The sequence below is a fragment of the Streptomyces sp. NRRL F-5123 genome, assembly GCF_000721495.1.
Classification (GTDB): domain Bacteria; phylum Actinomycetota; class Actinomycetes; order Streptomycetales; family Streptomycetaceae; genus Actinacidiphila.
This window is the reverse complement of the sequence record NZ_JOHY01000024.1, coordinates 12,901-33,243: the sequence shown is the minus strand read 5'-3', so window position 1 is coordinate 33,243 and position 20,343 is coordinate 12,901. Positions and strand designations below refer to the sequence as shown.

Here is a 20,343-nt window from a genome sequence, read left to right as displayed (position 1 = left end):
GGAACGAGTGCCCGGCGCGGGTCACGGCGCCCCCAAGGCCTCCGCAGGAAGCGCGGAGAGGGTGGTCAGCGCGGCCAGCAGCGCAGCGGCTTGCTCCTCCGGGAGGTGGCGGGCCAGCAATCTCGCCTCGCGGGACTGGATCGCGCCCTGCGCGGCGTCGCGGACGCGGAGGCCCTCCGCGGTGAGGGCGAGGAGGCGGACCCGGCGGTCTGACGGGTCCGGCGTGCGGGTGATGAGGCCCCGGGCCTCGAGCTCGGTGAGGACGTCGATGATGCGGGTCTTGTCGGCACCGATGGCCTCCGCGAGAGCGGCCTGGCTGCGCAGGGGCTCGGGGTCGAGCCCGAGGAGTACGGAGTAGGCCCACATGCTCAGCCCGTGCTCGCGCAGCAACGGCAGCTCCGCCGCGGTGAGCGCGCGGCCGAGGGGGACGATCATCGCGGCGAGGTCCTTGCGGGGCGGGCGGCGGGCGGCGGACATCGCAGGAACTCCCTTGACAGATAATAAGCTCTCGCAGACGATAAGCACATGCCTACCGATATGGAACGGCTCCGTGACCTCGACGCACGCGCGGTGCGGCTGAGCACCGGGCTCGTCCGGCAGTCGACCGTAGCCGATCTGCGCCGCCCGACTCCCTGCGAGGGCTGGGACCTCGCGGATCTGCTCGGGCACATGACGGCCCAGCACCGCGGCTTCGCCGCCGCCGCACGGGGGGCGGGCGGCGAGGCCGCGGTCTGGGCTGCCACGCGGGACGCCGACCCGGCGTCGGCGTACGAGGCCGCCGCCGCTGACGTCGTCGCGGCCTTCGCCGGGGTCGACGACCCCGAACAGCCCTTCACGCTGGCGGAGTTCAGCACCGGACCGGACTTCCCCGCCCGCCTGGCGGTGGGCTTCCACTTCCTGGACTACGTGGTCCACGCCTGGGACGTCGCGGTGACGCTCGGCGCGCCCTTCACCCCGGACGCCGACCTGGCCGAGGCCGCGCTGCCGATCGCCCTGGCCGTACCACCCGCCTCACCGGTCTTCGCCCCTCCGCTGCCCGCGGCGCCGGACGCCGACGCACTGACCCGCGTCCTCACCCGGCTGGGCCGCGCCCCGCGCGTCTAAACCGCCTGGGCCAGGCCCTTCCAGGCGAAGGTCATGAGGGAGGCGGCCAGGTCGCGGGCGGGCAGCGGGTCGGGGGCGGTCGACGCCCAGGCTGCGAGCGACTCCGCGGCTCCCACCAGCGCGTACGCGTACGGTGCGACGGTCCGGGTGTCGGGTGCGCCGCACGCCGCCGCGAGGAGCCCGGCGACGAAGTCGACGATCCGCGCCCGCAGCCCCGCGACCTCCGCGGCGAACGGCTCGCCGACCGTACGGGCCTGCGTGTAGAGCACCGCCCAGCCGTCGGGGTGCGCGGCGGTGTGCTCGAAGAAGCCGAGCAGCCCGCTCCACAACTGCCGCTCCGGCGGCGCGTCCGCCTCGACCGCGTCCCGTACGGCCGTGGCCAACGCGTCGGCCTCGCGCCGGATGCAGGCGGTGAACAGGGCGTCCTTGGACTCCAGGTACAGATACACCAGCGGCTTGCTGACGCCCGCCGCCTCCGCGATCTCGTCCATCGACGCGGCGCGGAAGCCGCGGCGTGCGAAGACCGCGACGGCCGCGTCGAGCATCTGCCGCTCGCGCTCGGCCCGCGGGACCCGCTTGCCCCCCGCCGCGGGCATCAGGCGGTGCGCGCGGCGCCGTCCCGCGCGGCGTCGTCCGCCGCGTCCTCCTGCTGCTGGTTCGCGGCGAGGTTGCGCCGGGTGCGCTCGACCTTCTCCGACACCTGGGTCGCGGCCTGCTCGCGCACGTTGCGCAGCAGGACGAAGCTCAGCGGGGCGGACACGACGAGGGCCAGCAGGGCGACCCACAGGTAGTTCGAGTCACCGAGCCCGGCCGGCAGGACACGCAGCCGAACCAGTCCCCAGATGACACCGAAGCTCGCGACGATGAGGCCGAAGCGCATGGCGGTGTACCTAAGCATGCTTCCAGTGAAGCACGCCGCTCCCCCTCCGCCGGGGGCGGCCCCCCGAACCCGCTTGTCGCGCAAGGGCCTCAGAGGGCCAGGAGCATCACGATGTCGTCGCGGTCGTCGCCCGGGGCGACGCGGATCGCGCCGGGGACGCGGCCGACCTCCTTGTAGCCGCACCCGGCGTAGAAGGTGTCGACTCCCGTGCCGCCCCGGCAGGTGAGGCGGATCGCCTCGATGCCGGGGAACGTGCGGGCGGCGGCCTCGGTGGCCGCCATCAGCTCGCGGCCGTGGCCGCGGCCCTGGTGGCGGGGATGGATCATGACCGTGTAGAGCCAGAGCCAGTGCGTCATGAGGCGGTGCTCGTTGAAGGCGAGGAAGACCGTGCCGGCCACCCGGCCGTCCTCGTCGCGGCCGACGAGCAGCCGGCGGCGGCCGGCCGCGACCGCGGCGAGCGAGGCGTCGAGGGTGGGGCGGATGTCCTCGGGGGTGACGGGCGGCACGAAGCCGACCGCGCCGCCCGCGTTGGTCACGTCCGCCCAGAGCGCGAGGACGTCCTCGCGGAGCGCGTCGTCCAGCACGGGGTCCAGTTCGCACGTAAGGGTCATGAATGAAGAGTAACCATTACGCGGAGCCGGGTCCCCGTGAGGCGGGTCACACCCGCATGGGCTGCGGGGAGTCGCGCCGGGAGTCGTCCGGGCCCGGGTACTCGCGGATGATCTCGTAGCGCGTGTTGCGCTCGACCGGGCGGAAGCCCGCGTCGCGGATGAGGTCGAGGATGTCGTCGCGGGTGAGCTTGTTGGGGGTGCCGTAGTCGTCCGCGTCGTGGGTGATCTTGTACTCGACGACCGAGCCGTCCATGTCGTCCGCGCCGTGGTTGAGGGCGAGCTGCGCGGTGGACAGGCCGTGCATGACCCAGAAGACCTTGACGTGCGGCACGTTGTCGAAGAGCAGCCGGGAGACGGCGAAGGTCTTGAGCGCCTCCGCGCCGGTGGCCATCGTGGTGCGGGCCTGGAGGGTGTTGCGGACCTTGCCGTCCTTCATGTCCACGAAGTCGTGCTGGTAGCGCAGCGGGATGAAGACCTGGAAGCCGCCGGTCTCGTCCTGCAGCTCACGCAGCCGCAGCACGTGGTCGACGCGGTGCCGGGGCTCCTCGATGTGGCCGTAGAGCATGGTGCAGGGGGTCTTGAGGCCCTTGGAGTGCGCCAGCCGGTGGATGCGGGACCAGTCCTCCCAGTGGGTGCGGTGGTCCACGATGTGCCGGCGCACCTCCCAGTCGAAGATCTCCGCGCCGCCGCCGGTGAGGGACTCCAGGCCCGCGTCGATCAGCTCGTCGAGGATGTCGGAGGCGGACATCCCGGAGATGGTCTCGAAGTGGTGGATCTCGGTGGCGGTGAAGGCCTTGAGCGAGACCTGCGGCAGCGCCTCCTTGAGGGCCTTCAGCGACCGCGGGTAGTAGCGCCAGGGCAGCGTGGGATGCAGGCCGTTGACGATGTGCAGCTCGGTGAGGTTGTCGCCCTCCATGGCCTTGGCCAGCCGGACGGCCTCCTCGATGCGCATGGTGTACGCGTCCTTCTCGCCCGGCTTGCGCTGGAAGGAGCAGTACGCGCACGAGGCGGTGCACACGTTCGTCATGTTGAGGTGGCGGTTGACGTTGAAGTGGACGACGTCGCCGTTCTTCTGCGTCCGCACGTGGTGCGCGAGCCCGCCGAGCCACGCCAGGTCGTCGGACTCGTAGAGGGCGATGCCGTCCTCGCGCGTCAGCCGCTCACCCGCGTAGACCTTCTCTTCCAGCTCCCGCTTGAGCCCCGCGTCCATGTGCTTCTCCTCCTGCCGGGATCGACCGCCCGGCGTCCGACACTACTCCCCCGGCTTCCGGCCGAGCGGTGCCCCCACCGGCTCTTCGGGAAGTGCGCCGACCCGGTTCTCCCACTTCGTGGACAGCACGATCGTGGTACGGGTGCGGGCCACGCCCTTGGTGCCGGACAGCCGGCGGATGGTGGCCTCCAGGCCGTCCACGTCGTTGACCCGGACCTTGAGCATGTACGAGTCGTCCCCGGCGATGAACCAGCAGTCCTCGATCTCGTCCAGGGTGCGCAGCCGCTCGGCGACGTCCTCGTGGTCGGCGGCGTCGCTGAGCTGGAGACCGACGAGCGCGGTCACGCCGAGGCCGAGCGCGGCCGGGGCGACCGTCGCGCGGTAGCCGGTGATCACCCCGGCCTGCTCCAGGCGGTTGATGCGGTCGGTGACGCTGGGGCCGGACAGCCCCACCAGCCGGCCCAGTTCGGCGTACGACGCCCGGCCGTTCTCACGCAACGCCTGGATGAGCTGTCTGTCCACCGCGTCCATCAGGGGGGACCCTCCTGTTCGCACCGCGACTGCGCTGTCTGGACACGAATCTAAGGCATGGCGGGGCCCGCGCCCTGCGCATGTGCCTGTCCGAGGCCCCCTCGCCAGCGGCGGTAGAGGGTGTGCGGCACCCCGGCGGCGTCCAGGACGCGGCCGGCGACGAAGTCGACGAGGTCCTGGATGTGCGCGGCACCGGTGTAGAAGGCAGGCGAGGCGGGCAGGACCGCGGCCCCGGCGTCGTCGAGGGCGACCAGGTGGCGCAGCGTCTGGCCGTTCAGCGGCGTCTCGCGCACCGCCACGACCAGCGGGCGGCGCTCCTTGAGGGTCACGCTCGCGGCGCGCTGCAGCAGGTCCTTGGACAGCCCGAGCGCCACCCCGGCCACGCACGCGGTGCTGGCCGGCACGATCAGCATGCCCCGCGCCGGGTACGAGCCGGAGGACGGCCCGGCGGCCAGGTCGCCGGCCGGCCAGTGGCGTACCCGCTCCAGGTCCGGCACGGGGTACGCGGCCGGGTCGCCGTCGGCCCCGCGGGCGAGCAGCCGGGCGAGGTCGGCGCGCCAGTGGGCGTCGCGGAAGGGCCCGCCGGTCTCGTCCAGCAGGGTGAGCCGGGCGGCGCGGCTCACGACGAGGTCGACGTCCTCGCCCGCGGCCAGCAGCGCGCGCAGCACGGCGGCGGCGTACGGGGTCCCCGACGCGCCGGAGACGCCCACCACCCACGGGACGCGGGGCGGTCCGGCCTGCGGTTTCCCGTCCCCCTGCGGCTCCCCGCGCTGCTCCCCGTGCTGGTCGTCGTCCACGCCGACGAGGGTAACCGGCGCGCCGAAGGGCCGCCGCGGAGGGAACCCGGCGGGGGTCGCCCGCGTCTTCCAGGAGTAAAGGGAGCAACGGCCGCCGTCGGGAGGCAGCCGGGAGACGGTCGGGGGAGTCAGGGGGATGGCCGTGGGTCACGGACACACCGCGGACGGCGGGAGGCGGTCATGAGCGTCTCGGGCGCGCTGCTCGCCCCCGTGCGGGCCGGCGGCCGGGTGGCCGCCGCGGGCATCCTCATGGGCGGCTGGCTCGCGCTGCTGTGGGGCATCGAGGTGGTCAACGCGCTGAGCGGTCAGCGGCTGGACACCTACGGCATCACCCCGCGGCAGGGCAGCGAGCTGCTGGACATCGTCCCGGCGGCCTTCCTGCACGTCGGCTTCTCCCATCTGATGTCCAACAGCCTGCCGTTGCTCGTGCTCGGCTTCATCGCCGCGCTCAGCGGCATAGCCCGCTACCTCGCGGTGGCCCTGACGGTCATGGTGGTCAGCGGGCTCGGCGTGTGGCTGACGGCGCCCGCGCACAGCGTCACGCTCGGCGCGTCCGGGCTCGTGTTCGGCCTGTTCGGCTATCTGGTCGTGCGCGGCTTCGTGGACCACCGGGCGCTGGACGTGATCGTGGGCCTGATCGTCGGCGTCCTCTACGGATCGATCCTGTGGGGTGTGCTGCCGACGGCCACCGGGGTGTCCTGGCAGGCGCATCTGTTCGGTCTGGTCGGCGGCGTCGCGGCGGCGTTCCTCTTCCGCGACCGCTCGGCGGCGCAGGCCCCCTGACGGAGCGGCTCCTCCGGCTGCCGGATCCCGGCAGCCGGAGAGCCTCACATCGGCACACATACACCGTCGAGAGCACAGCGCCTGCACAGGTAACCTTCAGTCAAGATTGCGCAAAGTCCGCGGGTACGGAAGTGCCCGGCGGCGAACGAGGAGTTCGACATCAACAGCATCCGCAAGGGTCTTGCCGCCGCCGCAGTCGTGGCGCTGATAACCGCGGGCGCCGCCGCCTGCGGCAACGACGAGCCCAGCACCCCGCAGGGCAAGGTCACCAACGCGTTCACCAACCTCGGCGACCAGAAGTCCGTCACCGTCGGACTGTCCTTCGACGGCTCGGCGCAGCAGATCTACGCGGCGATGAAGGACCAGGACGACTTCGACCTGTCCGACGCCACGATGCTCGCCGGCCTGAGGATCAGCGCCGCGATGAGCGCCGACAAGCCCTTCGCCCAGCTCAAGAACGGCGACAAGGGCGGCAACCTCGGCCTCACCTTCGCCTCCGGCGCCTCCGGCGGCAAGGACGGCACCGCGCTCGTCGGCCTGCGGGTGGTCGACGAGAAGCTCTACGTCAAGGTCGACCTGAAGGCCATCGCGAAGCTCGACCCGTCCGACAAGGACCTCCAGGAACTGAACAGCGTCGTGGGGTCGGCGGACCAGATGCCGTCCAACTTCGCCTCCGTCAAGCAGCTCGTCAAGGGCGGCTGGGTGTCGCTGGACCCGAAGGGCTTCGAGGACTTCTTCAAGTCCCTGGGCGCGGGCGACGACTCCTCCGGCGACTCCGGCAGCTCCGACAGCTCCGGTGACGACCCGCTGGCCGGCCTCGGCCTGCCGGGCGGCCTGCCGACCGCGCTGCCCACCGACCTCGCGAACAAGAGCGTCACGCAGCTCGTCGCCCCGCTGCGCGCCTCGCTCACCCGCGACGCCAAGCTCACCGACCTCGGCACGACGGACGGCGCGGACCACATCCGGGCGTCCATCCCGGCCCGCGCCCTCGTCAAGGACCTGCAGAGCGGCCTCGGTTCGCTCTCCAAGTCGCTGCCCGGCGGTGTGACCAAGGACCTGAACGACGTCCCGAACAAGACGGTCGACGTGGACCTCGCCATCAAGGGCGGCAAGCTCACCCACATCACCGTCGACCTCGCGCAGCTCGACGACACCATCCACGGCAAGCTGCCGCTGGACCTGTCGATCGACGGCGACGCCGGCCCGGTCAGCGCGCCCTCCGGCGCCCAGCAGCTCAACCCGCAGGACCTGATGGGCCTGGTCATGTCCCAGCTCGGCGGGTCCGACGACGGCTCCGGCAGCGCCGACGACAGCGGCGACTTCGGCGACTTCAGCGACCTCTGAGTCCGGACGCGGGAAGCCGCCCCCGCGCGCGGCCCCGGTGGTTCAGCCGCCGAGGCCGCGCGCGAGCAGGTCGCACAGCGCGAAGGCGAAGAGCGTGATGCCGATGACGCCGTTGACGGTGAAGAACGCCCGGTTGAGCCGGCTCAGGTCGTGCGGCCGGACGATGGAGTGCTCGTAGAGGAAGGCCCCGGCGACGACCGCCAGGCCCGTCCACCAGAAGCCCCCGGCACCGGTCAGGGCGCCGTACCAGACGAGCAGCGCGGTGGTCACGACATGGCTGCCGCGGGCGCCGTGCAGGGCCGCCGGAATGCCGAAGCGCGCGGGGACCGACTTCACGCCGTGCGCGCGGTCGGCGGCCACGTCCTGACAGGCGAAGATGAGGTCGAAGCCGCCGATCCACACCCCGACCGCGAGGCCCAGGACCACGGGGGGCCAGGACCACGAGCCGGTCACCGCGAGCCACGCCCCGATCGGGCCCATGGCCTGGGCCAGGCCCAGGACGGCGTGCGGGAAGTTCGTGAAGCGCTTGCCGTAGGGGTAGACGACCATCGGCACGACCGCGACCGGTGCGAGCGCCAGGCACAGCGGGTTGAGCAGCGCGGCCGCGCCCAGGAAGACCGCGAGCGCCACGAGCGCGCCCGTCCACGCGGTGCGTACCGACAGGGCGCCGGTGACGAGTTCACGGGTCGCGGTGCGCGGGTTGCGGGCGTCGATCTCCCGGTCGATGATCCGGTTGCACGCCATCGCGAAGGTCCGCAGGCCCACCATCGCCACGGTGACCAGCAGCAGTTCGCCCCAGTGCACACGGCCGTCCTCGCGGAACATCGCGGTGAGCGCCGCGGTGTAGGCGAAGGGCAGGGCGAAGACCGAGTGCTCGATCATCACCAGCCGCAGGAAGGCCCGCACCCTGCCGTCGGGCCGGGGGCCGGGTCCGACGAGATCCGGGGTCGCGGTGTCCGCGCTCACAGGCCGTACTCCGGCGCACCTCCGCGGATGCGGAGAGCATCCCCGGCTCGACGTGCGTTCATCATCGGTGATCGCATCACAGACCGTATTCCTTCCAGCGCCTGGTCACCCGTTCGGCCGTCTCCGGGTCGGAGAGCACCATCTCCGGCCAGCCCCCGTCCCGCGTGTAGCCCTCCTCGGGCAGCTTGCGGGTCGCGTCGATCCCGGCCTTGCCGCCCCAGAACTGCTGGTAGGAGGCGTGGTCCAGATGGTCGACGGGTCCTTCCACGACGGTGAGGTCGCGGGAGTAGTCGGTGTTGCCGAGCGCCCGCCAGGCGACCTCGTGCAGGTCGTGGACGTCGCAGTCGGCGTCCACCACGATGATCAGCTTGGTCAGCGACATCATGTGGGCGCCCCACACCGCGTGCATGACCTTCTGGGCGTGCTTCGGGTACTTCTTGTCGATCGCGACGATCGCGCAGTTGTGGAAGCCGCCCGCCTCCGGGAGGTGGTAGTCGACGATGTCCGGGACGATGACCTTCAGCAGCGGCAGGAAGAAGCGCTCGGTGGCGCGGCCCAGCGGCCCGTCCTCGGTCGGCGGCCGGCCCACCACGATCGACTGCAGGACGGGCTTCTTCCGCATCGTCACGCAGTCGACGGTGAGCGCGGGGAAGGGCTCCTGCGGGGTGTAGAAGCCGGTGTGGTCGCCGAACGGCCCCTCCGGCAGCGTCCTGCCGGGTTCCAGCCAGCCCTCGACGACGACCTCGGCCTGCGCGGGCACCTGGAGCGGCACGGTCTTGCAGTCGACCAGCTCGACCCGCTTGCCCTGCACGAAGCCCGCGAAGAGGTACTCGTCGATGTCGCCGGGCAGCGGCGCGGTCGCCGCGTACGTCACGGCGGGCGGGCAGCCGAAGGCGATCGCGACCGGCAGCCGCTCGCCGCGCTGCTGGGCGGCCTGGTAGTGGTTGCGGCTGTCCTTGTGGATCTGCCAGTGCATGCCGATGGTGCGCCGGTCGTGCCGCTGGAGCCGGTAGAGGCCGAGGTTGCGCACACCCGTCTCGGGGTCCTTGGTGTGGGTCAGGCCCAGGTTGAAGAAGGACCCGCCGTCCTGCGGCCAGGTGAAGAGCGCCGGGAGGGCGTCGAGGTCGACGTCGTCACCGGTCAGCACGACCTCCTGGACGGGCCCGTCCTTGACCTTCTTCGGCGGCACGTGGAGCATCCCGGACAGCTTGCCGAAGGCCTCCCGGACCCCGACGAAGCCGTGCGGCAGCTCGGGCTTGAGCAGCCCCGCGATCTTGTCGCTGATCTCGGCGTAGGACTTCAGGCCGAGCGCCTTGAGCAGCCGCCGGTCGGTGCCGTAGACGTTCATCGCGAGCGGCGCGGCCGAGCCCCGCACGTTCTCGAAGAGCAGTGCGGGGCCGCCGGCCTTGTTGACCCGGTCGGTGATCTCGCCGACCTCCAGGTGCGGGTCGACCTCGGCGGTGATCCGCCGCAGGTCGCCCTCCTTCTCCAGTGCCCGGAGGAACGAGCGGAGATCGTCGTAAGCCATGGGCCCCAGTCTCGCATCCCGCCCGGCGGCGCCGGGTCAGACCCCGGCGTAGGAGTGCTTGCCGCTGACGAAGATGTTGACGCCGTAGTAGTTGAACAGGAAGCACGCGAAGGCGATCAGGGCCAGGTAGGCGGCCTTGCGGCCCTTCCAGCCCGCGGTGGCGCGCGCGTGCAGGTAGCAGGCGTACGCGACCCAGGTGATGAACGCCCAGGTCTCCTTGGGGTCCCAGCCCCAGTAGCGGCCCCACGCGGCCTGCGCCCAGATCGCGCCGGCGATGATGGTGAACGTCCACAGCGGGAAGACCAGTGCGTTCATCCGGTACGCGAACTTGTCCAGCGTCGCCGCCGCCGGCAGCCGCCGCATGATGTCGCCCCAGCGCCCGTTGCTGTCCTTGCCCGCGGCGACCGCGACCTCGTAGCGGTCGCGGAAGAGGAAGAGCAGCGTGCCCACGGCCGCGAGGTAGAAGATCGCGCCGGAGATGATCGCGCACGACACGTGGATCCACAGCCAGTACGAGTGCAGCGCCGGGACCAGCTGCTCGCTGTTGGTGTAGAGGACGGACAGGGCCAGGCCCAGGTCCAGCAGCACCGTGGTGGTCAGGAACAGGCCGATCCACCGGACGTTCTTGCGCAGCGCGAGCAGAACCAGGTACATGCCGACGGCGACCGCGCCGAAGGTGGTGGAGAACTCGTACATGTTGCCCCACGGGGCGCGCTCCACCGAGGCGGCCCGGAAGGCGACGCCGCCGGCGTGCAGCAGCCACGCGAGCACCGTGAAGGACACCGCGATCCGGCCGTAGAGGTCGCCCTTCTCGTCGCCGCCCGCGGCGCCGGGGCCGTCCTCCATGCCGCGGTCGCTCGCCGAGGCGCGGGTGACGACGGCCGGGCGCTCCAGCGTGACGGTGCCGCCCGCGGTCTTGACCGTGACCTGCTGCGCCGCCTTCCTGCGGGCCGCCTCGGCCGCCTCGGCCGCGGCCTGCTCGGCGCTCGCCTCGGCAGTGAGCGCGGCGGACTGCACCGCGACCTTGCTGCGTCCGCCGAAGACCCACTCGGCGAGGTGGGCGAGGAAGGCGAGCGCGTACACGAACATCGCCGAGCGGATCATGTAGTTGCTGTAGTTCGCGAAGTTCTCGTTGACCGCGGCCGCGATGTTCACGCGCGCGCTCCTTCGTCGTCGGTCGCTGTGGTGTCAGGTCCTGACTGGGATCCGGGTGGTGGCGCGCCGTCGCCCCCGTCGCCGCCGGGTTCCGGCGTGACGGGCGCGTCGGGCAGCATGTGGACGGCCACGTCGCCCAGCTCGTCGGCGATCCGCGCGGACTCGCTGCGGCCCAGGCCGCCGAGCTCGACGACCGTCCCGCCGTCCTTCCCGGCGCTCGCCCGCACCCAGATCCGGCGGCGCTGGATGAACAGCGAGCCGGCCAGGCCCAGGATCGCGCCGATCCCGCTGACCAGGGCGCCGAGGTTGCCGGACTGGTGGGAGACGGTGAAGCTGGCCCAGGTCGCGACGCCGTCGAGCCGCAGGGTGCCGGCGCCGTCCGGGAGCTTCATGGTGTCGCCCACGCCGAGCAGGTCGGACAGCGGGGAGCCGTCCGCGTTCCTGAACTGCTTCAGGTGCGTCTCGTCGAGCTTGTAGACGTTCTGCTGGAGACCGGCGTCCAGGCCCAGGTCGCCGTGGAAGGCGTTGAGGGCCAGCCGCGGGTTCTGCGGCGTCGGGAAGGTCGAGTACATGCCGAGTGTCTTGCTCGTGGCGAAGGTCGGGGCGAAGATGCCGCGGAAGCCGAGCTGGTCCTCCTTGCCGTCCTTGCCGATCGCGTCCGGGATCTTGATGACGCCGACCGAGGTGAGCGCGGAGTCCTGCGGCAGGAACGGCACGGTGGTGTGCGTGACGTTGCCCTGGCCGTCGGTGACGGTGACCTTGACCGCGTAGCCGTGCGAGATGAGGTAGACCTTCTCGCCGCCGATGCTCAGCGGGTGGTTGACCGAGATCGTGCCCTTGGTCGTCTTCGAGTCGTCGGTGCCGGTGTAGTAGCGGATGTTCGCCTGGAATTTGAGGGCCGTGCCCTTCTCCGGGCCGCTCGTGGCGTACTTCGACTCGAAGCTGTCGAGCTTGAAGCCGAAGGGCTGGAGGTCGTCGGCGCCGTACCAGGTGCCGCCGCTGAAGTCGTCGTACTGCGTCAGGCTGTTGACGAAGCCGTCGCCCTCGACGACCAGCTTGCCGCCCTCGGCCTTCTCCAGCGAGGTCAGCGCGAAGGCGACCAGCAGGCCGAACAGCGAGACGTGGAAGAGCAGGTTGCCGAACTCGCGCAGGTAGCCCTTCTCGCCCGCGACCGAGGTGCCGGTCACGCTGGTGCGGAAGCGGCGCGCGCGCAGCACCTTGCGGGCCGCCTCGGTCACCTCCGCCGGGCTCGCGTCGGTGCGCCAGGTGCTGTACGCGGGCAGCCGGGTCAGGTTCCGCGGTGCGGCCGGCGGGCGGGCGCGCAGCTGGCCGACGAACTGCCAGGTGCGCGGCACGATGCAGCCCGCGAGCGACACGAAGAGCAGGATGTAGATCGCCGAGAACCACGGCGAGCTGTAGACGTGGAAGAGGCCGAGCCGCTCGTACAGCGGCGCCAGCACGGTGTGCCGCGCCTTGAAGGCGTCGACCTTGAGCTGGTCGTTGTGCTGCGGGATGAGCGAGCCGGGGATCGCCGCGAGCGACAGCAGGAAGAGCAGGATCAGCGCGATCCGCATCGAGGTCAGCTGCCGCCACATCCAGCGCAGCCAGCCCAGCACCCCGAGCCCCGGCACCTCGTCGATGCTGTCGGCGGGGGCGGTGCTCAGCTGGGCGCCCGCCGCGCCGAGGTCGTCGCCGTCGGGCCGGGCGGTGCCGGGGGCGTTCCCGTCCGTCCCGGCGTTCCCGGTTTTCTCCGTGATGCTCATGGGTTCAGACCCCTGGGGTGAATCCGCTCGACCAGATCTGCATCTGGTAGGTGATGTGGTCCCACACTCCGGTGACCAGCAGGACGCCGACCGCCACGAGCATGACTCCGCCGGTCCGTATGACCCACGCGTAATGCCGCTTGACCCAGGCGAAGGCGCCCAGCGTACGGCGGAAAGCTATGGCCGCCACGATGAACGGCACGCCGAGCCCGGCGCAGTAGAAGGCCATCAGCACCGCGCCGCGCACCGCGCTCGCGTCGCTGAAGGCCAGCGTGTTGACGGCCGTCAGGGTCGGCCCGACGCAGGGCGTCCAGCCGAGTCCGAACAGCACGCCGAGCAGCGGCGCCCCGGCCAGCCCCATCGTGGGCCGGACGTGAAAGCGGAACTCGCGCTGCGTGACCCCGCCGACCATGCCCATGAAGGCCAGGCCCAGCACGATGGTCAGCGAGCCGAAGATCTTGGTCAGCACGTCCTTGTGCACCAGCAGCGTCTGCCCGAAATTGCCGAACAGCGCCCCGCCGGACACGAAGACCGCGCTGAAGCCGAACACGAACAGCGCCGCGCCCGCGAGCGTCCGGCCTCGCCGGGCCTCGCCGAGGTCGGTGCCGGTGACACCGGTCACGTACGACAGGTAGCCGGGCACGAGCGGCAGCACGCAGGGCGAGAAGAACGAGATGAGGCCGGCGAGCATCGCGATCGGTATGGCGGCGAGCAGCGCACCGGTCAGGACCGTGTGCGTCTGGTCGAACGCCAGCGCGGTCAGCGTGCCGTTGCCGCCCACGTCACTTCTCCGCGACGATCTTGTCGATCATCTCGTTGAGCCCGTCCTCGGTGAGGGCTCCGAGGACCCGCGCGGCGATCTTCCCCTGCCGGTCGACGACCAGCGTGGCGGGCAGCGACGCCGGGTTGATGTTGCCCTTGGGGAACTTCAGGATCAGGTTCCCGGCCGGGTCGTACAGGCTCGGGTAGCCGATCTTGTAGTGCTCCACGAACCGCTGCGCGGGCGACCGGTCGAGGTCGCGGGTGTTGATGCCGAGGAACTGCACGCCCTTGGACGCGTCGGCCTGCGACACCGACGCCATGTGCGGCGCCTCCGCGCGGCAGGGCGCGCACCACGAGCCCCAGATGTTGATGACGACGACCTTGCCCTTGTACGCCGCCAGGTCCGCGTGCCCGCCGTCGACGGTCGAGCCCGCCAGCTCGGGCGCCGCCTTGCGGTCGCCGGCCTTGACGTACGTGATCGTGCCGGCGCCGCTGACGTAGTTCGAGCCGTTGGACGACGTGGACCCGCTCGACGACGAGCACGCACTCAGCAGCGACGCCACGGCCGCGACACAGGCGAGCGCCGCGGCGCGGCGCGGCGTACGGCGCCGGGAGGCGCGGGTAGGACTCATGTGAAAAGTTTCGCATGGGCCCCGGGGCGATCTTCCACACCCCCGACACCGGCACCAAAAGCGGCAATCGCCCCAAGTAAGGACCAGGTGATGGCCGCGGCGTCCGCTAGACGACGGGGGCGGGCGGCGACGCGGTGGTGCCCGCCGGCTCGGGGGCGGGCCCGGGCGGGGACTTGGGCGGGGACTTGGGCGCGGGCAGGGTCATGAACTCCTTCCAGCCCTGTGACGGCTTCTCCCCCACCTCCAGCCCGCGCAGCCGCTCCAGCACCGCCGGTTCCTGCGCGTCCAGCCAGTCCGCGAGCTGCCGGAAGGACACCATCCGCACGTCGTCGTGCCCGGCGGCCGCGATGTACGTGAACGCCGCCTCGACCGCGTCCATGTAGATCCCGCCGTTCCACTCCTCGAAGTGGTTGCCGATGTAGAACGGCGCCCGGTTCGTCTGGTACGCGCGCTCGAAGCCGGCGATGTACGACTGCGTGGCCTGCTCGCGCCAGTACGGGTAGTTGCGCGGGTCGGACTGCGTCGCCGCGTGCGACTGGTTGGCCAGCATGTTGTAGTCCATCGACAGCACCTCGAAGGTGTGCCCGGGGAAGGGGATGAGCTGCAGCGGGAAGTCCCACAGGCCCAGCTTCTTCGAGGGCCAGGTCTGGTTGCCGCCCGGCGAGCTGGCGTCGTACCGCCAGCCCAGCGCCGCCGCCGTCGGGAGCAGGCTGTTCTGCCCGAGCAGGCACGGGGTGCGGCCGCCGACCAGCTCCTTCTCGTAGTCGAAGGGCAGCGGCTCCTCGCCGTGCCAGCCGGTCCGCGTCTTCCAGGTGGTCACGAAGTCCTTGGCCTGGTCGATCTCGCTCTTCCAGTCCGCGGGGGTCCAGCGCCCGACGCTGCCGGAGCCGGTGCAGAAGTGGCCGTTGAAGTGGGTGCCGATCTCGTGGCCCTCCAGCCACGCCTGCCGGATGTTGTCGAGCGTCATCCGCAGGTGGTCGTCCGCGAGGTAGCCGATGTCGGAGGCGCCGCGGGGGCTGTTGGGCGGGGCGTAGTCCAGCTTCTTGTCCTCCGGGAGCAGGTAGAGCCCGCTCAGGAAGAACGTCATGGACACGCCGTGGTCGGAGGCGAGCTTGCGGAACCTCGGGAAGAGCCCGTTGCCGACCTCGCCCGCACCGTCCCACGAGAAGACCACGAACTGCGGCGGCGTCTGCCCGGGCTCCAGCCGGTCGACCGCCGGCTGGTACGGCTGCGCGCCCGTGTGCGCGGTGGACCCGTCCCCGATGAGCGTCACCGTCCGCGTCGGGGCATGCGCCCCGCTCGCCCTCGACGGCTCCCCCGTCCGCCGCGCATCGCCCGTGCCGCTCTTCCCCGCCCCGCATCCCGCGACGGCCAGCCCGGCCGCGGCCCCCGCGGTTGTCGCCAGCAGACTCCTTCGGCTCATTCCACTCATGCGCGGGTCCCGTCTCTCGGCACGATGCACTTGCCGTGCGGCTCGGGCGGGACTGCGTGTGGACGCCCGCCTTGCCGTCCACACGTTCCTCACGCTTTATGTGATTGTGGTCAAATCCTATTAATTACCCCCATACGGCGGCCCTCCTTCCCCCTCCCGGGGGAGGCAGCCGACTCCCCCGGGAGCATGCGGCTGCGCCGCCGGGCGCGCGTTGCGCGCTGCCGCGCCGGGCAAGCGTTTTCCGCTGCCGCGCCGGGCGAGCGTTTTCCGCTGCCGCGCCGGGCGAGCGTATTCAGGCTGCGCCTGCCGCGGGGGTGAGCGTTTTGCGCTGCCGCGCCGGGCAAGCGTCTCGCGCTACCGCGCCGGGCGAGCGTTTTTAGGGGCGCGGGGAACTGCGCGGCCCGCCCCCACCGGGGCGCGGGTCGTCACCGACCCGAAGGGGCAGTACGGTCCGTACCGGACCACCGGCCGGTGGGTGGTTGCTCGCGCAGTTCCCCGCGCCCCTGGTGTGCCCGGCGGCGCAGGCGCAGCCTCCCCGCGCCCCTGGTGTGCCCGGCGGCGCAGGCGCGGCCTCCCCGCGCCCCGGGTGGTTGCCCGGCGCGGCAGGCGCAGCCTGCAAAACGCCCGCCCGCGGCGCAGGCGCAGCCTGCAAAACGCTCACCGCCCTACGCAGTAGGGAAGCTCAGGACCCCGCACCCCGCGGAAGCGGGCTACGCCCCGAACGCCTTGCTCGCCCCCTTCGGAGCCTTGGCCCCGCCCCCGCGCAGGTGCGCGGGCACGAGGTCGAGCGCGGGCTCGGAATAGCCCACGGACACGATCTCGTCCCCCTGGTACGTAAAGCTCGTCAAGCTGGCCAGCGTGCACTGCCGGCGCCTGGGGTCGTGCCACAGGCGCCTGCGCTCGGCCCACGAGCGCACGATCCAGATCGGCAGCTGGTGGCTGACGGCCACCGCCTCACGCCCCCGCGCGGCGTCCCGCGCGGCCGCGAGCGCCGCGCTCATCCGGACGACCTGGTCGACGTACGGCTCGCCCCAGCTGGGGCGGAAGGGGTTGGTCAGGTACTTCCAGTTCGCCGGGCGGCGCAGCGCCCCGTCGCCGATGCCGAAGGTCTTGCCCTCGAAGATGTTCGCCGCCTCGATGAGGCGGCCGTCCGTCGCGAGCTCCAGACCGTGCGCCGCGGCCACCGGCGTCGCCGTCTCCTGCGCGCGCTCCAGCGGCGAGGCGACGACGTACGCGATGTTGCGGTCAGCGAGGTGCTCGGCGACCCGGTCGGCCATCTTCCGGCCCAGCTCGGACAGGTGGTAGCCGGGCGCACGGCCGTACAGCACCCCACCGGGGTTGTGGACCTCGCCGTGGCGCATCAGGTGCACCACGGTCAGCTCGTCGGACCTGTCGGTCCGGTCGGTCCCGGAACTCATGCGCGCGCCTCCGCTGCGGCTCGTGCGGCGGCCGGCAGCGCCGCGGCGATGCGCTCCACGGCCCGCTCGTCGTGCGTGGTGGACACGAACCAGGACTCGAACGCGGACGGGGGCAGGTACACGCCCTGCGCCAGCATCGAGTGGAAGAACGGGGTGAAGCGGTACGCCGCCTGCCGCTTGGCCGCCTCGAAATCACGGACGTCCTCGTCCGTGAAGAAGACGGAGAACATATTGCCCGCCGTCTGGATCCGGTGCGCGACCCCCTCCTTGCCCAGCGCCTCGGTGACCAGCGCCTGGATCTCGGCGGAGACCGCGTCGAGCCGCGCGTAGGCCGCGCCGTCCAGCAGCCGCAGCTGCGCGAGGCCGGCGGCGGTGGCCACCGGGTTACCGGACAGGGTGCCGGCCTGGTAGACGGGGCCGGCCGGGGCGAGCAGGGCCATGACGTCGGCGCGGCCGCCGAAGGCCGCCGCCGGGAAGCCGCCGCCCATGACCTTGCCGAAGGTCATGAGGTCGGGGCGCACGCCGTCCAGGCCGTACCAGCCGGCGGCGCTGACCCGGAAGCCGGTCATGACCTCGTCGGAGACGTAGAGGGCGCCGTCCGCCGTGCACAGCTCCTTGAGGGCGGCGTTGAAGCCGTCGCGGGGCGGGACGACGCCCATGTTGCCGGGCGAGGCCTCGGTGATGACGCAGGCGATCTGGCCGGGGTGGGCGGCGAAGGCGGCCCGTACGGCGTCCAGGTCGTTGTACGGCAGCACGATCGTGTCGCCGGTCTGCGCGCCGGTCACGCCGGGGGTGTCGGGCAGCCCGAAGGTCGCCACGCCCGAGCCGGCGGCGGCCAGCAGCGCGTCGACGTGACCGTGGTAACACCCGGCGAACTTCACCACCTTCGCGCGCCCCGTGAACCCGCGCGCGAGCCGGATCGCGGACATCGTCGCCTCCGTGCCGGACGACACCAGCCGCACCTGCTCCAGCGGCTCGACCCGGGCCACCATCGCCTCGGCGAGCGCGACCTCGCCCTCGCCGGGGGTGCCGAAGGACGTGCCGCGCGTCACGGCGTCCTGCACGGCCGCGACGACCTCGGGGTGCGCGTGGCCCAGGATCATCGGGCCCCACGAGCAGACCAGGTCGACGTACTCGCGGCCGTCGGCGTCGGTCAGGTACGGACCCGTACCGGACACCATGAAACGGGGCGTACCGCCCACGGCGCGGAAGGCACGGACCGGGGAGTTCACGCCTCCTGGGGTCACGGCCGCCGCGCGGTCGAACAGTTCCTGGGACACTGGTGCTTCGTACGGGTAGCTCACGGATACATGGTCTCAAACGCCGGGCGTTGCGCGACAACGTCTCAACCGTGCATCTGACACGATGATCGGGTTGCATGGTTGGGGCGGCAGATGGTCGGGTAGTGGAATGCAGCAGCGGGGTGGCGTTCCGGGCGAAGAGCCGGGAGATCACGTACCCGATTCCGAGGACACAAAGCCGGGCAGTCCAGCACCACGCGATCCAGAACACCACGAGCAACAGCAACACCGCGAGCCGCACGACGAGCGAGACCGGCGCGGGCGCGGACGCCGAACGACCGCAGAGGGCAGGAGCAGGGGTGGCCGAGTGGGGGTGACCTACAAGTACTTCGGCGCGCCCGACGGAGCGACCGCGGCGCGTGTGCCGATCTCCATGCGCCCCGAGGAGCTCGGCGGCGACGAACTCGGCCAGGGCATGTACACCAAGGTCAAGCCGGAGACGATGGCCGCGATGGTCCTCACCGGCATCGAGGGCATACCCCCGAACAAGGTCCCGCCGCTCGAACTCGTCGTCCTGCACCCCGACTACGCCGTGGTCCGGCTGCCCGCCTCCGTCGTCGAACCGCTGCGCAGCGCCAACGAGGAGTCCCTCGGCGCCGCCGCCTTCATCTGGTCCACGGTCCCCGACCGGCGCGGCCCGCGCGACGCCTTCGTCATCTACCAGATGCTCCACGAATGGCAGGACTTCGCCCGCCGCTGCCAGGAATCCGGCCACCAGCTCTACTGCCTGGTCTGGCCCTGACCCCCGCCCCGGGGGTTTCCGGGGTCCTTCACCGCCCGCCGGCGCCTGCCGCCGTGCCCGGCGTCTCCTCCGCCGCGTCCCACGCGAGCGCCTTGAGCTGCATACGGGCCGCGGGCCCGCAGTCGGGCACGGTCGCCCAGAAGGGATGCGCGGCGACCAGGACGGACAGCCGCACCAGCCGGCGGCGCAGCACCGTGGTCTGCGTGCCTGCGGAAGCGGCGAGTTGGCGATAGGTGACGTACCACTCGCGCTGCGCCTGGACGAGGTCGGCGGGAAAGGTGTGGTGGTGCATGCCCGGGATTCAACCACACGGTCGAACGTTTGTACGAGGTACGTGGCGCACACCACCGCGGCGTGTCGTGTACGCCACCCGGGCGGCGCAATCGGCTAGAGGCAGAGGATCAGGACGCAGATCTCGTGCGGCGGGGCCGTCGGGCCGGTGGCGGCCGGCGGGGTCGCGGTAGCGGTCGGCGGGGTCGCGGTGGCGGCCGGCGGAGGCGTGGTCGCCGTGGGCTGCGGGGCCGCGGTCGTGGGCTGGGCCGCGGACGACGACGGGGCCGGCTGCGGCCGCTGCGAGCGGTCCGCCGCCTGCTGCGGGGCCCGGGTGCGCGGCACCAGCGGGACGGAGCGGGTGTGGCCGGGCGTGGACGTGGCCGCCGGGTGCGGAGGCGCCGGGGTGCCGGCGCGGGACGGAGCCGTGACGGCGGGCGGCGGGGTGGTGGCCGGGGAGGTCACGGTGGGCAGGGCGTCGCCGACCGGGGCGTCGGGGGCGGTGGCGGCGTTCGTCGCGCCGCCGGAGCCGCCGGTCGGCATCGCGGCGATGGTCAGGCCGCCGCCGGCCAGCGCGACCGCGCTCGCCGCTACCGCCCGGCGGCGGTTCCGCCGCCAGCGGGCCTGCGCGTGCCGCCGGGCCGCCCGGCCGCCGCCTGCCGCGGGCAGCGCCGCGAGGGGCTCGCGCTCGGGCTCGTCCCCGCTCCCGTCGGCGCCGCCGTCCGTACCGCCGAAGTCCGCGGCGCCGACGCCCGTACCGCCGAAGTCCGCGTCGTACGGCAGCGGCTCGGGTATCGGGTGCCTGCGCGCGGGCACCGGCAGCGGCGGTTCCGCCACCGGCGCCTCCGTCCGTATCGCGGACAGCGCCGACCTGCCCGGAGTCGTGTGTCCCACAGGACCCGCATCGGATTCCGGTATCGGACCGTCCGGGTAATCCGGCGCCTGGTAGGCGGACGCGGGGGGCGCGATATCAGGCGCGTAGGCACCACAACCCGGGCATACCAACGCCCCGTTGAGGTTGCGACGGCATTGGTAGCAGTAGTCCATTGTCCTGTTTCCTGCCATGCTTCCTGGCTGCCTCGGGTGACCACAAAACGCTAACAGCGGCACCGTG

Annotated in this window: 22 protein-coding genes; 4 read left to right on the top strand and 18 right to left on the bottom strand. The window is 72.1% G+C overall.

Going from position 1 to position 20,343, the window contains the following annotated elements:
- Positions 1-21 precede the first annotated feature (21 nt).
- Complete coding sequence (locus IH54_RS0120515; protein WP_031518788.1) at positions 22-477, bottom strand: MarR family winged helix-turn-helix transcriptional regulator; 456 nt, start codon at positions 475-477, stop codon at positions 22-24.
- 48 nt (positions 478-525) lie between these two features.
- Between IH54_RS0120515 and IH54_RS0120510 the strand changes: the two genes are divergently transcribed.
- Entirely contained in the window at positions 526-1,104 is a 579-nt protein-coding gene (locus IH54_RS0120510; RefSeq protein WP_043181674.1) for a TIGR03086 family metal-binding protein, read from the top strand.
- Here the strand turns inward: IH54_RS0120510 and IH54_RS0120505 are convergent.
- The 6 genes from IH54_RS0120505 to IH54_RS0120480 all read right to left on the bottom strand — a co-directional run bounded on the left by IH54_RS0120505 (position 1,101) and on the right by IH54_RS0120480 (position 5,049).
- A complete protein-coding gene (locus IH54_RS0120505; RefSeq protein WP_031518784.1) occupies positions 1,101-1,700 on the bottom strand; it encodes a TetR/AcrR family transcriptional regulator in 600 nt (199 codons plus the stop codon). The genes IH54_RS0120510 and IH54_RS0120505 overlap by 4 nt on opposite strands.
- On the bottom strand, positions 1,700-2,002 hold the full coding sequence (locus tag IH54_RS0120500) for a DUF4229 domain-containing protein (RefSeq protein WP_031518781.1): 303 nt from the start codon (positions 2,000-2,002) through the stop codon (positions 1,700-1,702). The genes IH54_RS0120505 and IH54_RS0120500 overlap by 1 nt, the downstream gene beginning before the upstream one ends.
- 71 nt (positions 2,003-2,073) lie before the next feature.
- Positions 2,074-2,595 (bottom strand): GNAT family N-acetyltransferase, encoded by a 522-nt coding sequence (locus tag IH54_RS0120495; protein WP_031518779.1) that lies wholly within the window; start codon positions 2,593-2,595, stop codon positions 2,074-2,076.
- Between the two features lie 46 nt (positions 2,596-2,641).
- Positions 2,642-3,805 carry an aminofutalosine synthase MqnE gene (gene mqnE / locus IH54_RS0120490; RefSeq protein WP_031518776.1) on the bottom strand — a complete coding sequence of 388 codons (1,164 nt, stop codon included), beginning with the start codon at positions 3,803-3,805 and terminating at the stop codon, positions 2,642-2,644.
- A 42-nt stretch (positions 3,806-3,847) separates the two neighbouring features.
- On the bottom strand, positions 3,848-4,336 hold the full coding sequence (locus IH54_RS0120485; RefSeq protein WP_052397679.1) for an Lrp/AsnC family transcriptional regulator: 489 nt from the start codon (positions 4,334-4,336) through the stop codon (positions 3,848-3,850).
- Positions 4,337-4,386: 50 nt separating this feature from the next.
- Positions 4,387-5,049 carry a UbiX family flavin prenyltransferase gene (locus tag IH54_RS0120480; protein ID WP_043181689.1) on the bottom strand — a complete coding sequence of 221 codons (663 nt, stop codon included), beginning with the start codon at positions 5,047-5,049 and terminating at the stop codon, positions 4,387-4,389.
- A 264-nt stretch (positions 5,050-5,313) separates the two neighbouring features.
- Here IH54_RS0120480 and IH54_RS0120475 point away from each other — a divergent pair, with 264 nt between their 5' ends.
- A complete protein-coding gene (locus IH54_RS0120475; protein WP_052397678.1) occupies positions 5,314-5,916 on the top strand; it encodes a rhomboid family intramembrane serine protease in 603 nt (200 codons plus the stop codon).
- A gap of 198 nt (positions 5,917-6,114) precedes the next feature.
- Entirely contained in the window at positions 6,115-7,260 is a 1,146-nt protein-coding gene (locus tag IH54_RS0120470; RefSeq protein WP_031518769.1) for a hypothetical protein, read from the top strand.
- Positions 7,261-7,302: 42 nt separating this feature from the next.
- Here IH54_RS0120470 and mqnP read toward each other — a convergent pair whose 3' ends face one another.
- The 9 genes from mqnP to hemL all read right to left on the bottom strand — a co-directional run bounded on the left by mqnP (position 7,303) and on the right by hemL (position 18,220).
- Positions 7,303-8,226 (bottom strand): menaquinone biosynthesis prenyltransferase MqnP, encoded by a 924-nt coding sequence (gene mqnP / locus IH54_RS0120465; RefSeq protein WP_031518766.1) that lies wholly within the window; start codon positions 8,224-8,226, stop codon positions 7,303-7,305.
- A 76-nt stretch (positions 8,227-8,302) separates the two neighbouring features.
- Entirely contained in the window at positions 8,303-9,754 is a 1,452-nt protein-coding gene (locus IH54_RS0120460; protein ID WP_031518763.1) for a menaquinone biosynthesis decarboxylase, read from the bottom strand.
- A 36-nt stretch (positions 9,755-9,790) separates the two neighbouring features.
- Entirely contained in the window at positions 9,791-10,909 is a 1,119-nt protein-coding gene (gene ccsB, locus IH54_RS0120455; protein WP_031518761.1) for a c-type cytochrome biogenesis protein CcsB, read from the bottom strand.
- Positions 10,906-12,672 carry a cytochrome c biogenesis protein ResB gene (gene resB / locus IH54_RS0120450; RefSeq protein WP_052397677.1) on the bottom strand — a complete coding sequence of 589 codons (1,767 nt, stop codon included), beginning with the start codon at positions 12,670-12,672 and terminating at the stop codon, positions 10,906-10,908. The genes ccsB and resB overlap by 4 nt, the downstream gene beginning before the upstream one ends.
- A gap of 4 nt (positions 12,673-12,676) precedes the next feature.
- Complete coding sequence (locus tag IH54_RS0120445) at positions 12,677-13,453, bottom strand: cytochrome c biogenesis CcdA family protein (protein ID WP_234343657.1); 777 nt, start codon at positions 13,451-13,453, stop codon at positions 12,677-12,679.
- Position 13,454: 1 nt separating this feature from the next.
- On the bottom strand, positions 13,455-14,066 hold the full coding sequence (locus IH54_RS0120440) for a TlpA family protein disulfide reductase (RefSeq protein ID WP_031518755.1): 612 nt from the start codon (positions 14,064-14,066) through the stop codon (positions 13,455-13,457).
- 106 nt (positions 14,067-14,172) lie between these two features.
- Positions 14,173-15,498 (bottom strand): hypothetical protein, encoded by a 1,326-nt coding sequence (locus tag IH54_RS0120435; RefSeq protein WP_078862381.1) that lies wholly within the window; start codon positions 15,496-15,498, stop codon positions 14,173-14,175.
- Between the two features lie 710 nt (positions 15,499-16,208).
- Positions 16,209-16,916, bottom strand: coding sequence for a histidine phosphatase family protein (locus tag IH54_RS0120430; protein WP_031518751.1), 708 nt, complete (start codon positions 16,914-16,916; stop codon positions 16,209-16,211).
- The gene (gene hemL / locus IH54_RS0120425) at positions 16,913-18,220 is read right to left on the bottom strand and encodes a glutamate-1-semialdehyde 2,1-aminomutase (protein WP_031518748.1); all 1,308 of its coding nucleotides are present in this window, start codon (positions 18,218-18,220) and stop codon (positions 16,913-16,915) included. Before hemL ends, IH54_RS0120430 begins: the two co-directional genes overlap by 4 nt.
- Positions 18,221-18,326: 106 nt before the next feature.
- Here hemL and IH54_RS0120415 point away from each other — a divergent pair, with 106 nt between their 5' ends.
- Positions 18,327-18,959, top strand: a complete 633-nt coding sequence (locus IH54_RS0120415) for a hypothetical protein (RefSeq protein ID WP_234343656.1) — start codon at positions 18,327-18,329, stop codon at positions 18,957-18,959.
- Between the two features lie 28 nt (positions 18,960-18,987).
- On the opposite strand, the gene IH54_RS0120410 is transcribed toward IH54_RS0120415, so the two are convergent.
- Complete coding sequence (locus tag IH54_RS0120410; RefSeq protein ID WP_052397676.1) at positions 18,988-19,251, bottom strand: hypothetical protein; 264 nt, start codon at positions 19,249-19,251, stop codon at positions 18,988-18,990.
- 95 nt (positions 19,252-19,346) lie between these two features.
- Positions 19,347-20,276, bottom strand: coding sequence for an SCO2400 family protein (locus IH54_RS41820; protein ID WP_420711789.1), 930 nt, complete (start codon positions 20,274-20,276; stop codon positions 19,347-19,349).
- Positions 20,277-20,343 lie beyond the last annotated feature (67 nt).